5 protein-coding genes are annotated in these 16,146 nt (G+C 58.4%); all 5 read left to right on the forward strand.

The window, feature by feature from the left end; genetic code table 11:
• Positions 1-38 precede the first annotated feature (38 nt).
• The 5 genes from glmS (at position 39) to ACH2DG_RS01725 (ending at position 16,127) form a co-directional block, all read left to right on the forward strand.
• Positions 39-1,928: a glutamine--fructose-6-phosphate transaminase (isomerizing) gene (gene glmS, locus ACH2DG_RS01705; protein ID WP_395023988.1), complete on the forward strand. Its 1,890-nt coding sequence runs from the start codon at positions 39-41 to the stop codon at positions 1,926-1,928.
• A 604-nt stretch (positions 1,929-2,532) separates the two neighbouring features.
• A complete protein-coding gene (locus ACH2DG_RS01710) occupies positions 2,533-7,671 on the forward strand; it encodes a choice-of-anchor U domain-containing protein (protein WP_395023989.1) in 5,139 nt (1,712 codons plus the stop codon).
• Between the two features lie 241 nt (positions 7,672-7,912).
• Positions 7,913-8,677 (forward strand): rhodanese-like domain-containing protein, encoded by a 765-nt coding sequence (locus ACH2DG_RS01715; RefSeq protein ID WP_395023990.1) that lies wholly within the window; start codon positions 7,913-7,915, stop codon positions 8,675-8,677.
• A 156-nt stretch (positions 8,678-8,833) separates the two neighbouring features.
• The gene (locus tag ACH2DG_RS01720; protein WP_395023991.1) at positions 8,834-11,869 is read left to right on the forward strand and encodes a hypothetical protein; all 3,036 of its coding nucleotides are present in this window, start codon (positions 8,834-8,836) and stop codon (positions 11,867-11,869) included.
• Between the two features lie 13 nt (positions 11,870-11,882).
• Complete coding sequence (locus tag ACH2DG_RS01725) at positions 11,883-16,127, forward strand: Ig-like domain-containing protein (RefSeq protein WP_395023992.1); 4,245 nt, start codon at positions 11,883-11,885, stop codon at positions 16,125-16,127.
• Positions 16,128-16,146: the final 19 nt, after the last annotated feature.

Genomic DNA, 16,146 nt, shown 5'->3' on the forward strand with positions numbered 1-16,146 from the left:
GTATCTACACTGCAACCATCGATCAAGGAGTGAAACCCATGTGTGGCATTGTTGGAGCAGTTTCTACGCGCAATATCGTCCCGGTGCTGGTGCAAGGCCTGCAGCGGCTGGAGTACCGTGGCTATGACTCATGCGGCGTGGCCGTGCACGATGCCAGTCTGGAGGGCAACCAGGGAAGCGGCCTGAACCGTGCCCGCAGCACGGACCGTGTGGCAGAGTTGATGGAGCAGGTGACCAAGGAGCACCTGCAGGGCGCCACCGGCATCGCCCATACCCGCTGGGCCACCCATGGTGCGCCAGCCGTGCACAACGCGCATCCGCACTTCAGCGCCGGCCCGGGCGTGGGCGACACCAACGCTGTGGGTCGCGTGGCGCTGGTGCACAACGGCATCATCGAAAACCATGAAGCCCTGCGCGCCGCCTTGCAGGCCAAGGGCTATGAGTTCCTGAGCCAGACCGATACCGAAGTCATCTCGCATCTGGTGGACAGCCACTACAACGGCGATCTGTTCGAGGCTGTGCAGGTTGCCATCAAGGAATTGCGCGGTGCCTATGCCATTGCGGTGATGCACAAGGATGAGCCGCACCGTGTGGTGGGCGCGCGGGCGGGTTCGCCCCTGATTCTGGGGGTGGGGCAGAACGAGAACTTCCTCGCCAGCGATGCCATGGCGCTGGCGGGCGTCACCGACCAGATCGTCTACCTCGCGGAAGGCGACATGGTCGATCTGCAAATTGGCCGCTACTGGATCGCGAACCAGGCGGGCAAAACCATGGAGGCGAGCGAGCGCCCCGTCAAGACCGTGCATGCCCATAGCGGCGCGGTAGAACTTGGCCCCTACCGCCACTACATGCAGAAAGAAATCTTCGAGCAGCCGCGCGCCATTGCTGAAACCCTGGAAGGGGTGGTGAGCGTGGTGCCCGAGTTGTTTGATGGTGCGGATGGCTCGGCCGCGTGGCGCGTGTTCAAGGAAATCGACAACGTCCTCATCCTGGCCTGCGGCACCAGCTATTACAGTGGCTGCGCAGCCAAGTACTGGATCGAAGGTCTGGCGGGCATTCCTTGCAACGTGGAAGTGGCCAGCGAATACCGTTATCGCAAGAGCGTGCCCAATCCCCGGTCGCTGGTCGTCACCATCAGCCAGTCGGGCGAAACTGCTGATACGCTGGCTGCGCTGCGCCATGCACAAGGCCTGGGCATGACCCACACCTTGACCATCTGCAACGTTGCTACCAGCGCCATGGTGCGCGAATGCAAGCTGGCCTACATCACCCGTGCTGGCGTGGAGATCGGCGTTGCCTCCACCAAGGCCTTCACCACGCAATTGGCAGGCCTGTTCCTGCTGACCCTGGCGCTGGGCCAGGCCAAGGGCAGGATTACCGAGAGTGAGTCCGACCATTACCTGGAGCAGATGCGCCATCTGCCGGTGGCGCTGCAGGCCGTGCTGGCGCTCGAGCCGCAGGTGGTGAGCTGGGCCGAGGACTTTGCGCGCAAGAACAACGCGCTCTTCCTGGGTCGTGGCATTCACTACCCGATTGCACTGGAAGGTGCGCTCAAGCTCAAGGAAATCAGCTACATCCACGCCGAAGCCTACCCGGCCGGTGAGCTCAAGCACGGCCCCTTGGCTCTGGTGGACAGCGAAATGCCGGTGGTCACCGTTGCGCCCAATGACGAGTTGCTTGAAAAGCTCAAGAGCAACATGCAGGAAGTGCGCGCGCGGGGCGGGGTGCTTTATGTGCTGGCCGATGCCAATACCGACATCGAAAACGCTCCGGGCATCCATGTGATCCGCATGCCCGAGCACTATGGCGCACTCAGCCCCATCCTGCATGTGGTGCCGCTGCAATTGCTCTCGTACCACACGGCCCTGGCTCGCGGCACGGATGTGGACAAGCCGAGAAATCTGGCCAAGAGCGTGACGGTGGAGTGATCGGCAACTTCATGGTGGGCGGGGCAATGGCGCGTGGTATTTGCAAAGCCAGCATCTGCCCGGCAGGCTCAAAGCTCAGGGTCAGGTCTGACGCACAGCCGGCAAGGTGCGCAGCCGAGCTGCCACTCAATGGCATGAGATCAACGGACGCTCAAGAAGTCGCATGTCAGTGTGCGAAAAAGACCAAGTAGTACTGGGTGCATGTAAAAGTCGCGTTCTTGCGCTCAATGACTGCTGGGGCAGCTGTTTTGCCACATCCAGGGTTGCAGGCGCGAATGGCTAGCAACCTCTTCAAACAAGCTGCCATGGTTGGTATAGGGTAAGAGGTAACTTCTTGGGAGGTGCCTACATATCAGCTTGGTGCCCTGTTTGAGGTTGGTGAACGTTTTGTTCGTTAACAGTTCAAGCTGACAAAATCCTGACGTTGACCGTTTGTCGGATTGATCCTCCTGTCTTTACAAAGTAACTTGGCAGTCTTGTAAAGCTCGTTTACATTTGGTTTGATAGTCATACTAAATAGAGACGGGCTATGCATAGAAAAATACTGCCAGCTCAGCTGGCGAGGGGTTGGTTCGCCATATGCGCGTTATTTGTGCTTGGGGCGTTGTATTCCATCAGTAATGCATTTGCCCAGGCGGCAGATGCAGTTTGTGCTGAAGTCAAGATTGTCATCGAGCAAAAGCTATCGCTGGAGCGCCAGGCGTTTGATGCCAAGATGGTCATCACCAATGGCCTCTCCGATCAGAAGCTGGAAAACGTTTCCATCGAGCTCAAATTTCTCGACGCGAACAACAATGTTGTCACGGCGACCGCCGACCCGAACGCGCAGGGCGCGACCTTTTTCTACCGCACTGACCAAGTCACTGGCATTACCAACCTCAGTGGTGGTGTGATCGAGCCCAAGGCTGTAGCCAACATCAACTGGCTCATTATTCCTGCCGCAGGTAGTGGAGGTAACAAGCCAGAAGGCGCTGTTTATTACGTAGGCGCCAAAGTCACCTATACCTTGAATGGCAAGACTGACACGGTCGATGTCACACCAGAAGCCATTGTTGTGCGCCCGCAGCCCGAATTGGTGCTGGACTATTTTCTGCCTCGCGACGTGTATGCCGATGATGCATTTACCCCGGAGACCGAGGCGGCCGAGCCTTTTACCCTGGGGGTCAGAATCAAGAACCAGGGCGGCGGCGTATCGTATAAAACCAAGATAGAAACGGCCCAGCCCAAGATTGTCGAAAACCGGCAAGGCTTGGCCGTCAGCTTTCAGATACTAGGTGGATTCGTTGGAGACCAACCAGCAGGCAAAAGCCTGCTGCTCGACTTTGGAGACATTGAGTCCGGGGCCTCCAAAATGGGTCGCTGGTCCATGGTGACCAGTCTGGCAGGCAAGTTTGTCGACTTCACTGCCGGTTTTACACATGCCGACTCTCTGGGCGGGGCTGTTACTTCCCTGATCAAGGAGGTTCGTACCCACACCTTGATCCAGGACGTACGTGTCGATCTTCCCGGGCGTGACAAGGTGCGTGACTTCCTCGCCAAGGATGGTGATGTTCTCCGTGTCTACGAATCGGATGGGGCGGATGCGGAAGTACAGAACCAGACTGCTTCCGCGCAGATGACCGTACAGGGCAACAGCGCCATCCTCAAATTCACAGCTGTTGCGCAGGGCTTTGCTTATGCACGTGTCCCGGATTCCAGTCAGGGGGCGAAGGTGCCGGTGCAGGTGACACGCTCTGACGGTTATATCGTGCCTGCAGAGAATGTCTGGCTATCCAAGGAGCGCAATGAAGACCTCAGTTGGAGCTACTTTCTCAACATCTTCGACGCCAATACCTCGGGCCAATACACCATTGGTTTCGTAGCGGGATCTGCAGAGGCCAGCATTGCAGGCGTAGTCTACAAGGATGCCAATGCCAACGGGATGCGTGACGAAGGCGAGCCTGGAATCCCGGTCGCCGAGATCAAGCTCACAGGCACCCGGGCAGGGACCGGTGCGTCCGAGCTGCAAACTGCCTACACAGACGCGCAAGGCGCATTCAACTTTACCAAGCTAAAGCCCGGCGTTTATACCTTGGTCGCAGGCGTTACCGATGGCTTGGTGGATGGGGCGGCGCTGGCAGGTTCTGCAGGTGGTAAGAGCGAAGCGGGCAAATTCAGCAGCATCGAATTGACTGCTGGTACGGCGGCTACCGGCTACTTGTTTGCCAAACGTGCCGCCATACCCGAGACCACTGATCCTGAACCCAAGGCGGATCTCAAGATTGCCGCTGGTGCAACACCGTCTACGGTCAAGCGTGGCGACAAGTCCACCGTCACCATCACTGCAGAAAGCTTTGGCCCAGCGACTGCCAAGGCGGTCATGGTCAATGTGGAGCTGCCCGCAGGTCTCACGGTGCTCAGCCAATCGGCGGCAGTGGGCAGCTACGCCAATGGCGTATGGACCTTGGGCGACATGGCCAAGAATTCCACCGCTGTGCTGACCATGGAAGTGCAGACGGTTAAGGACAATACGGCCAAGGAATTCTCGGTGGCTGCTCGTATTGGTTCGTCCACCAAGGATGACATCACCAGCAACAACAGCGCGTCCACTCTCATCAAGATCCAGGACAGTGAGACCGTGACCGCTACCCAAACGGCAGGCCAAGGTGCGCGTGTACTGGCCTATATCGGCTGTGGTGCAGATCAGGCATGTGCTGAGACAAAGCACCAGAGCGCACAGGCTGTGTTGGCGACCTATGACAGCGAACCAGAAATCGTGGCGACTGCTGCTGCCTTCCAAAAAGCGTTGCGCGCTGGAGACTTCAGCATCCTGTGGCTGAGCGGATCGCTCCCTGACCTGAACACCCATCTGCAAGAAGAAGTGCGTGCTGCCGTATTGCGAGGCGCCTCGCTGATCGTGGATGGCGCTGCTGATACCAATCTGCGAGCTATCGCTGAAATGTGGGGTACCTATGCCGATCAACCTCTGGCGAGCGCAGCACTGCAGTTGGGTTCGACACAGCTGCCACTGGCGTCGCCAAGCTGGTCCTTGGTACCCAATGCCCAGGCCACCAGCCAGCTGGGTTACATCTCTGGAGAAACCGCCGCCGCACGAGCCAGCTATGGCAAGGGCCAGGTGCTGGCCATGGGCTTCGACCAGTTCGGCGACAAGCTCAGTGGCACTGCATGGACTGAGTGGCTCAAGGCGCAGATCGCTTCCAGCACACCCAAGCTGGTCGATCCGATGCTGGCCCAATCCAGTCTTCAGGTGAAGACCGTCATCACCAATGGCGACAGCAAGTCTCGCCAGGTGACTCTCTCTAGTGTCTTGGGCAATGGCACCAAGCTGCTCTCGTCCAAGCCCACCGCCTCGCAGAACGGCGATCAGCTCAGCTGGCCGCTGGATATGGCTGCGGGTGCAGAGCAGACGGTTGAGCTGTGGCTACAGCTGCCAGCAGACTCCAAAGCCTTCACGCTGGAATCCCAGCTGCGCAATACGGCAGATGCCACAGTGATCGACAGCTGGTCGCACAACGTGCGCACCATTGCTCAGCAGCAAGCTGAAGCCAATGCGCGTGCGGCAGTTCCATCTGTACAAGGTCTGACAGCTCCCGCCAAGGCTGAGATCGCTGCACTATTTGACCAGGCTGTGGCAGCTGTTCAGCAGCAAAAACTGGGTGATGCCATCGTTGCGCTGCTGCAAGTGCAGCAAAAACTGCGTGCGGTTGCACAAGATGCAGGCCGCGATGCGGCACTGCAATCGGTTGCACAGTGGATTGGCTTGGTGTCTGCCGCCTGGAAGGATGACGGCTCTACCACCAAGAACTGGACCTTGACCATCAGCAGTGGCAACCAGCAAGCCGCCAAGGTGGGGACCGCCTTCGGTGCTTCGCTGCAAGTGCGTCTTGCCGATGAAAACAACGTCCCCGTGGCAGGCCAAACCGTCAAGTTCCTGGCCCCAGCCAGCGGCGCTAGCGCTGTCTTCACCAATGGCACGCAGCAGTTGCAAGTGACCACCGACGCCCAAGGCTTTGCCTCGACGGGTGGTATCACGGCCAACGCGGTGGTGGGTTCCTACCAAGTCGTTGCCAGTGCAGACAATGTGACAACTTCGATGGTCTTTGATCTGAGCAACAGCGATGCCGCCGCGCCAATCCTGTCGCTGCAGTCGGTGGCGGGTGACGCCCAGTCCGCTCAAATCAACCAAGCCTTCGCCCAAACCTTGCGAGTCTTGGTGGTGAATGAGCAAGGCGTAGGGGTGTCGGGCAAGGTTGTGGTCTTCTCGCTGCCATCGGCAGGCGCCAATGTTGCTACGGCCAGCTTTGCCGGTGGCTCCAGTACCGCAAGCGTCACGACAGATGCCCAAGGCTTGGCCATCTCTCCGGTGCTGACAGCTAACGGCACCGAGGGCAGCTATAAGGCGATTGTCACTGCTGCAGGCGTCTCTGGCGAGGTTCAATTCTCGCTGAGCAACACCAAGCAGCCGGTGCAAGTGTTCAATCTGCTGAGCGTCTCCGGTGGCGGCCAGTCCGCCAATGTGGGCACCGCCTTTACCCAGGTCCTCAAGGTCAAGTTGGTCGACGGCCAAGGCGCAGGTGTGGCTGGCCATACGGTCAGCTTCCAGCTGCCATCCAGCGGTGCGAGCGCAAGGTTTGCTGGTGGCGCGCTGCAAGTGCAGGCCCAAACCGATGCCGATGGCTTCGCCAGCTCGCCATTGCTCACGGCCAACAACACGGAAGGCAGTTTCCAAGTGGTGGCGACGGCAACTGGTGTTGTGGATACCGTGCAGTTCGCGTTGACCAACACCGCGATCACCGTGCCAGTGCTCAACCTGCAAGTGGTCTCTGGTGGTGGTCAATCTGCCATCGTCGATACCGCATTCACCAATGTGATCCGGGTCAAACTGGTCAATGGTCAGGGGAGTCCGATTGCAGGACGCGTAGTGACCTTCACCCTGCCTGCGAGCGGCGCGAGTGCGGTGTTTGTGGGTGGCAGCGTGACAGCCCAAGCCACGACCGATGCCCAAGGCGTGGCAGCTTCGCCCAAGCTCGCAGCCAACAAGACCGTAGGTGACTACGAGGTGGTGGTTGCCACTGCGGGAGCGAAGGAAGTGCGTGTGGGCCTCAAGAACACGGCTGCGCCTGCGGGTGACAAGCAAGTCACCATCAAAACCCCAACGGGCACGGGCTCGCTCAAGGCCTCCGTGACCGGTGGCGGCGCAAGCTGCCGCTTTGACCCCAACAAGACCTTTGTCAAGAAGGCTGAAGGTCTGCTGCCGCTCTTTGATGTCCTGCTCTTCCCGCATGGCGTGTTTGAGTACGAACTCATCGGTTGCGATGTCGGTAGCACGGTCACCATCACCACTGAGTGGCCGAATATGCTGGGCATCAGCAACTACATGAAGTACGGCCCCACCCCAACGTCGCGTGGCAAGAGCCTGTGGTATGTGCCCAAGAACCTCAAGATCTCGGGCGGCAAGGTCAGCTACACCATCACCGACGGACAGCTGGGTGACGACGACTTGAAAGCGAACGGCGTAATCAAAGACCCAGGTGGCCCTGTGGTTCAGAGCGGGCCGCTGCCAGAAGGTGAACAGGCCGAGCCAATCGCCGTACCAGGCCTGAGCCCGCTTTCGGTGGCTGTGCTGTCTCTCCTGACCCTGCTGGGAATGGGGGGCTGGCTGCGCCGCCAGCGCATGCGCCCAGGGGCACACAAAGGAGCCGCCTCGCGCCATGCCACCAGCGGGGCTGCCCATGGGGAGTAAACAGCTAGCCTTTACCCTGATGTCTAAGGCATGTGCTGCGCTAGCTATCGCTGGCGTAGTACAGGCAGCACATGCATCGCCAAGCGCTGCAGCGGCAGATGCAGCTGAAGAGCTAACCTGCCAAGCGAAGAACTACGCTGCACATGAGGCCCAAGCGCAGGCACTGTACTGGCCCGCCCAAGTGGCTGCCCCTGCCTTGGATGGCGCTTGCTGGGTCAGCGCAGAACATTTGGCATCTGCGATGGAGAGTGCCAGCAAGCCCACTTTGATTGACGTCCGCCCCCGCAGTGTGCAAAAAGCGGCTCCGCTGGCCAATGCGCTGCAACTGGAATTGACCGAGGTCGCCAGCAAGCGGTTCTTGCAGCAAGAGCCGGTAGTGCTGATGGGTACGGGACTGGACTATGCCAACCTGAGTGACGCATGCGTGCAGCTGAAAAAGCAAGGCTTTTCCAGGGTGCAAGCCTTGCGAGGTGGTGCACGCTCATGGTCCGCCACTGCAAACGCAGGTGGCACCGCCTCCAAAGCCAATAGCCCCATGCTCCAGCCTTTGGACGCCAATGAATGGATCGCTTCTTTGGGACAAGGGCTGCAATGGACGGTGATCTCCGCGAGCACTGCAATGCAAAAGGCCTCCAAAGACCAGATGCCAGTTTCTGCAGGTCAACTGATTTCTATCCAGGTTGATGGCAAGGGGGGCAAAGAGCGAGATGCCAAGCTGGTAGCAGCCATCACCCGTGCCTACCTGGACAAAGTAAAGAGCCATAAGAACATGGCGCAGGCCCAGGCCGTGGTCGTGATCACAGATGACGCGGTCAGCGACACCGTTCGCTTGCAGGTCGAGCAGGCCTTGGCCAAGCCTGCGGCATCGCCAGGTAGCGCGATGACGACTTTACCGGCTTACTGGCTGCAAGGTGGGTGGCAAGGCTATGAGCAGCAAGTGGCGCAAACCGCGGCTATCCAACAAACCGCAAACCACAAACTTCAAGTTCCGTGTGGGCGGATTTAGGCACTACTAAGAATGACAAAGACTGAGGGACGTATGTTGTACCAACAACCAACAACCACTACATACACTTCGCCAAGCGCTGGCAGAAACGAGCGGCAGCCTGATCGTCATCGGATTGGTGCCAAAACACTAACTGTGCCCAAGGCATCGGAGGCCTTGGCGCGCAAAGCCTGCCAAGTACTGATTCAGCTGTGGATGTTGTTAGCGGCTCTGCTGGGTGTGCAGCAAGCAGTAGCCCAAACCACGGTCACCGGCACGATTACCGGCAGCACCACTTTGCGTGCTGCCCAGTCGCCCTATCTCTTTCAAGGTGATGTCGTACTAGACAACAACGCCACCCTGAGCATTGAGCCTGGCGTAACAGTCAAAATGGCTGCCGCCGCTAGCTTTACCCTCAAAAAAGGCGCGCTCCAAGCTGTAGGCACCTCCAGTCTGCCCATCAAAATCACCTCCGCTGCAGCCACTCCTGCTGCTGGTGACTGGCGCCAATGGCGCTTTACTGCGGGTACGAACAACTCTCTGACTCAGCTGGGATACGTCACGATTGAATACGGCAGCGGTGTTGCCATTGAAGGTGCATCCCCTGTCATCAACAACACGGCTATCAATCAGCACAGCGGCCCTGCCATTACCATCGATCTGGCGTCTTCTCCAGTCGGCACCGGCAACACCGCCAACGGCAACTCTTTGAACGCCATCTCCGTGCCATCGGGCACGATCCGCGCCCAGGTGGTGTGGGGCGTGGTGGGGATTCCGTATCTGGTGCAGCAAGGCATGGTCAATATCGGTCAAGCACCCTTGGCCCTGGAGCCCTCCAAGCTCAGACTCAGCCCCGGCGTCGTTGCCATGTTGCGCGTCACCCTCAATGCACCGGCTCCAACTGGTGGCATCTTGGTGGATGTATCCAGCAGTGTTCCGTCCGTTGCATCGGCTGTCTCTCGCGTCACGATTGCAGAAGGCCAGACCAGTGCCGACCTGGAAGTGCAGGCCAGCAGCTTAGGCACCACCAAAATTACAGCCAGCCACGCCACCTTGGGCTTTGCGGAAACCCAGATTGAAGTGGTGAACTTGCCTTCTTTGGGCTTGGCTCCAGCCAGCCCTACGGTGGGTGTCAATCGCAACTATCCCATGACTTTGTCGCTGCCATCACCTGCAACGGCAAATGTTGCCGTCCAGGTTAGCAATGCGGATGCTGCAGTCCTCTCAGCGCCCACCAGCTTGGTGGTGCCTGCCGGTCAGCAAAGCGTGAACTTTGAAGTGACTGGTTTGGTAGATGGTGTGAGTCGCTTGACTGCGCAGGCTGACGGCTATGCCAGTGCATTGGCGACCGTTACCGTGCGTGGCAAAGCATTGGTGTTGCCATCAAGCGTGGTTGTGGCCCCTGGCGGCACCACCACGGTGACGATTGAGGCGACTGAGCCTGCTCCAGCGGGTGGACTGACTATTGGTTTGACTTTGGCGCAGAGCAGCTTGGCGCAAATACCTGCCAGCGTGCAGATTCCAGCAGGTCAAAGCAAGGCGAGCTTCACGATCAACGGGACTACCTTGGGAACCACCACATTGACGGCTGCTGCCTCAGGCTACCAGTCTGGGCAGACTACGTTGCGAGTGGATGCGATCAGCTTGAATACCGACCCAGCCGCTGACTTAGTAATGAATGTGGAACTGAGCCGCACCGTGCGAGTGCAGTTGAACAAGGCTGCTCCGCAGGGCGGTATTACCGTGGCCGTGGTGAGCCAAGACCCAATGATTGCCACAGTGAGCCCGGCCGAGGTATTTATTCCGCAAGGGCAAATCTATGCGACGGTACCGGTGACGATCAAGGCATTGGCGGAAGGCAAGACTGCTATCAGTATCACTTCGCCGGGGTTGATTGCCAAGACGCTGAATGTGGATGTTAAGCAGAAGTTTGCATTGCAGCTAGTGCGACAAAGCGGGACAAAGATTGTTGTAGGCAAGGGATTGACTACCTATTACTACGAGATCTGGGTACAGAGGCTGATAAATGGGGTGGTCAGCAATGGAGCTGATCCCGTGGTGGTGAGCCTGCGCTGTGTTGCGACGGATGTCTGCGCGACTCCAGCGACGGTCACGATCCCTGCGGGGCAGAGCTCGGTAAATCTGCAGGTATCGGGTGTCGAGGTAGGGACAACACAGGTGGAGGCTACAGCGGATGGAGCTACAGCAGCAGCTCCCATGCCGGTGGAGGTAGTAGCACCAACTGTAGTGTTCAGCAGCTTGGATGGAGCTCGGTCCACAGCGAGCGTTAGAGACAACTTCTCGATCTCTCTACAAGTTCCCGGTGCATATTACTCCGGCAGCCAAACGGCAACATCGCCGCTTGCTGTCAATTTGGGTCTGGCAGATCAAAGTCCTGCAGGGGTGGTCAATGGAATCTACAACCAGGCGACTGGTGGGGGTTTGATCACGCAACTGACGATTGGTAAAGATGGTACTGGAACTGGCACGGCCTATATAGCGCAGCCAAGTTCTGCGGGAACTTATCGACTCAGTGCAGATGTGGTTGGTGTTACCAGTGGAAAGTCGGAGGTGCAGACCGTCACGGCAGCGCAGCAAGCATTGCAGCTAGTGCGACAAAGCGGGACAAAGATTGTTGTAGGCAAGGGATTGACTACCTATTACTACGAGATCTGGGTACAGAGGCTGATAAATGGGGTGGTCAGCAATGGAGCTGATCCCGTGGTGGTGAGCCTGCGCTGTGTTGCGACGGATGTCTGCGCGACTCCAGCGACGGTCACGATCCCTGCGGGGCAGAGCTCGGTAAATCTGCAGGTATCGGGTGTCGATATTGGATCAACTCAATTGGAAGCCACCGCAGTTAGTCACGACACGAGCTATGTCAATGTGGAAACTGTCACTCCTGTATTACATCTTCAGAATATTCCTTCCTCTTTAAATGTCGGGCAAAAAAGCAATTCTGTCTATGTCGCATCGGAGGTTCCCGGATCGTACTACTCCAGTAACCAAGTACCAGCAGCGGCTCTCTCTGTCACCTTCACCAATTCCGTCCCCTCAGTAGGCACGGTCACCAACACCGTGAACTGGCCCGCTAACTCGGGCAGCTCCAACTACGCGACCTTTACAGCCGTAGCCCCAGGCACCACCCAGATTACCGCAAGCAGTCCCGGCTTCACGCCAGCGACGAGCGGTACGATTACCGTCAACCCATAAGAAGGAGAAGACCATGCAACTCTCCCAAATCTCCCAATCGCTTTCCCGCCGAGTGAGGGTGCCTATTGCTCATCTATCCAAGTTGGCAACCCAAGTCACCAAGCAGCCCAGCAAAGCGGTTGCCGCTGTGGTACTGGCTGGTACCGCACTGGCGGGTGGTGCAGTAGCGCTTGCCGCAGGCAACGCCAAACTCACCATCGCTGATGGCGTTGTTGTCAAATTTGGGGAAGGGGCTGGCATCAATGTGCGCGACCAGCTGCAAACCGGCTCCAACGTCATCTTTACCAGCCAGTTTGATGACACAGCGCTCGGCGCAACCAATCCACAATCGGAAGCACCGGAAGCGGGTGATTGGCTGGGCGTTCTCGTCGCAAAAGACGTGCCTACCACGGGGCTGAAAATCGATGGCCTTACCATTCGCTATGCAGGTGGTACCACAGGCTTGCCCAGCTATATGAACGGTGGGGCGGGCTTGGTTCTCAATGGCGGTGCCTACGGCTTCAACCGACTCCAGTTCTCCGGCAATACTGTTGGTATTCGCGTGATTGGTACTGGCAGCCCCTCCATTGCCAAATCTCGTCTCGTGCAAAATGGCGTAGGCCTGCTGGCAGAACAAGGCGCAACCCCGGTCATTTCGGAATCTGATATCTCCGCCAACACCCAGTTCGGCGTACGCAATACCAACCCCGCCACCATTGTGCAGGCACAGGGCAATTGGTGGGGCCATGCCAGCGGTCCTAAAGACGCGGTTGGCAACCCAGCGGGTCAGGGCAATGCAGTCAGCACGGGGGTTGACTATGGTAGTTACCTTACTGCAGAGCCAGTCCTCACCTGCACCATTGCGCCGACACAAGGCTATATCACCCGGGTACGCAATATAGAGTTGATCCTCGACTGCCCGCAAGCTGCGCAGTACCGGATCCAAGAATCCGATCAGTTCACCGATGCCCTCGCCTGGCAGAACATGGCGGGCAACCCCACCAAGGTGGCTTACACCTTGTCGGCAGGTTCAGGCGACAAGATGCTGTATGTGCAGTTCCGCACTGCGCAAAACAAGATCAACCAATTTTCGCTGAGTCAACCCGTTGCCTATGCCCCAGAAGGCCCGGTCGTCCAGTTCACGCAGCCAGCTGCCAATGCTGTGCTGGAGCAAGACACTACGATTGCAGTGACTGCCACTGATGCAGAAGGTGTACGCGATGTGGAAATCCTCGTGGGTGACAACCGCTTGGCACTGCTCTCTGCTGCGCCATACCAGGCACAGTGGTCATTGGCAGGTGTGCCCAATGGCACCTACACCCTCAAAGCCAAGGCCACCAATACGGCGGGTCTGAACAACACAGTCACCCGCACTGTCCAGGTACAAAAGCAAGGCGGAAGTGGCCCTGCCATCGCCGCCAGCTTTGCAGGCCAACCACTGCAGGCCAATGCAGTGCCCAGTCCGGTAATTACCCAGCCGGGCCTTCTGGCTGTGACTGCGGAAAGTGCCGTGGGTGTGACCAATATCAAGGCTGCGGTTGATGGCGCTCAAATCTTTGATCGCAGCTACAGCAAGACCAGCCCAGTTACCCACAGCCAATTGGTGGATTTTGCCCAGCTTCCCAATGGCAACCACAAATTCACCATTACTGCGACGGATGCGGACGGCATTGCTGCCGTGTTGGATATTCCCTTTACGCTCACCTTGAGCGCACCAGCAGCGCCCTCCATCACCCAACCGGCAGCGGGTACCACTGTAGCCGTTCCGCAACTGAGCGTGGCAGGCACTGCCATGCCCGGCTCTCAAGTGCAATTGTTCTTGAATGGTCAGGCATCTGGTTCACCGGTTACTGTGGGCGTCAATGGCAGCTTTGGTGCAAGCATCACCTTGCCTGCAGAAGGCGCGCACCAAGTGGAAGCAACTGCAACCAACTCGCGCGGTACCAGCCCCAAGAGCGCCCCCGTAGGAGTTACCTACACCAGCGCTGCGCCGGTGGTGAGCTTTGTCGCACCTGCACCCAATGCGGTTCTCTCCAGCGCTACGACGGTCACCGTTGTGGCGTCTGCTCCCGCAGGTATTGCCAAGGTAGACATTTATGCCAATGACACCTTGATCGCATCGCCTGCACAAGCCCCCTACAGCGCTCAATGGGCCGCAAATACTGCGGCAGATGGCAGCTACACCTTGAAGGCGGTTGCAACCTCTTTGGCAGGTAAAACGGCGCAGGCGACCCGCGCTGTCTTGGTGCAAAACGCGCCCATCGCGCCGGAAGTTCCCAAAACGCCGTATACCGGTACCGTCAGCGGCATCACCCCTGCGGTCTCGTATGGCACCCAGCCCATCGTCATTACGGGGATGGCCGTGACTCGTGATACTGCGCAAGCCATCCCCAATGCTGCATTGCGCATGGTGCTCGATATAGCTGGCTTCAAACGCCGCATCAATATAGCCACCGATGCGAACGGCCAGTACCGCTATGAGTTTGTGCCCGCCGCCAACGACAACGGTACTTATATCGTCTCTGTCATTCATCCTGAGGAGTCGGTGACGACAGAACAAGGGCGCTTCACCATCAACCGACTGAGCTTCGACATGTCGGTCTACAACCTGACAGCAGCGCGCGACTTTGCATCAAGCGTCACTGTGAATGCACGTGCCAGCGCAGGCACTGGCGCCACAGGTGTACGTTGGGCTGTAATACCAGCCAACCAGCCAAGCGGCACCTTGCCGCCGGGTATCAGCATTGATGTTGGTCAACCCGTCAATATTGCCGCAGGCGCCTCCGTGCCCATGGTCATCAAGTTCACGGGCAGCTCCAGTGCTGGCGAGACGGGCACTGTCATCCTCACCGCCTTTGCGGCCGAGACGGGCGAAACCCCACGCGGCACCTTCACCATCAACTACAAGCTGGTGCAGGCGCGCCCGGATCTGTTTGCCAAACCTACGTTCATTGAAACCGGTGTCCAACAAGAGAGCACCGTCACAGAAAGCGTCGTTATCGGCAACCGTGGCTTGGTGGCGGCGCAAAACGTACAGGTCAAGCTGGTGGACAGCAATGGCAACCCGCCGCCAGCCTGGATGTTCCTGGCCAGCGGCAACCAGATCGGGGCCATTGATGTGGGCGGCGAAGTGCCGATCCAGGTGACCGCCAGCCCCGGTAAAACTGTCGCTGATGGTATCTACAACTTCAAGCTCATTGTCACGGCCACCAACAGTGGTGACGGCACCATCCCCGTGTCGGTCGCTGTTACCCAAAGCGGCCAAGGCGGCGTCAGTTTCCATGTCACTGACCTGTTTACCGAAACTCTGGGGGCAGACAACAAGCCTATCAAGGGCGTTGCGGGGGCCCGTATCCGTCTGCAAAACGATGCCGTGCTCACATACATCCGCACGCTCACTACCGATGCCGAAGGCAAGGCAGTGGTCACCGATCTCCCCCCTGGCACCTACACCTACCGTGCCAGCGGCCCACGGCACGCTGACAAATCTGGCCGCATCTTTGTACGCCCTGGCATTACTGCATCAGAGCGTATCCATCTGCAGTACCAAACCATCAGCATTGACTTCAGCGTCACGGAAACCACTATCCAAGACGTCTACAACATCAATCTCGAAGCCACCTTTCAGACCCAGGTGCCAGCACCCGTGGTGTTGCTCGAACCTCTCTCGATCAACCTGCCAGAGCTGCAGATTGGCGAAGAATTCACTGGCGAGTTGACGCTGACCAACTACGGCCTGATCAAAGCGGAAGAAGTCGCCTTCAAACCGCCGCAGTCCGATGAGTACTACAAGTATGAATTCCTGGCCGACATCCCCAAAGTGCTCGCAGCCAAGCAGCGCATCATCATTCCATATCGTGTGACGGCCATCAAGCTGCACCCCAAGAGCATTGGCTTTACCAAGGCCAAGGCTGGAGACTTTACCGAAGTGCAGCGCGCTTTGGCCAAGACTTTCAGCACCAAAGCAGCCAGCTGCTCGTCATACAGCGTCTGGGCGACGGCCGAATGCTCGTTCGAATGTGTGAATGGCGAGCGCGAGAACCGGGTGGTGTTCTCGCAGTACAGCCGCTTGGTAGGCACTGGAACGTCTTGTACTAGCGGTGGCTCGAGCGGACCACCTATTTACTACGGGCCTCGCTTGCCTGGTGGGGATGGGGGGGGCTGGGGCGGTAGCGGAAGTGGCTCTGGCACGCCATTGCCATTGGCCCCTGAGTGCACACCACATTGCCGAGGGGAATGCTGCGCCAAGGGCGGGTCAGGCCCTGGGGGGGGCGAATGATGCCAAGTATGCAGATAAA

It is taken from the genome of Comamonas odontotermitis, assembly GCF_040396735.1.
Lineage (GTDB): Bacteria > Pseudomonadota > Gammaproteobacteria > Burkholderiales > Burkholderiaceae_C > Comamonas > Comamonas odontotermitis_C.

Coding starts and splice junctions, on each gene's coding strand:
- ACH2DG_RS01725 (WP_395023992.1), top strand. CDS start 11,883: ATGCAACTCTCCCAAATCTCCCAATCGCTTTCCCGCCGAGTGAGGGTG.
- glmS (WP_395023988.1), top strand. CDS start 39: ATGTGTGGCATTGTTGGAGCAGTTTCTACGCGCAATATCGTCCCGGTG.
- ACH2DG_RS01715 (WP_395023990.1), top strand. CDS start 7,913: ATGGAGAGTGCCAGCAAGCCCACTTTGATTGACGTCCGCCCCCGCAGT.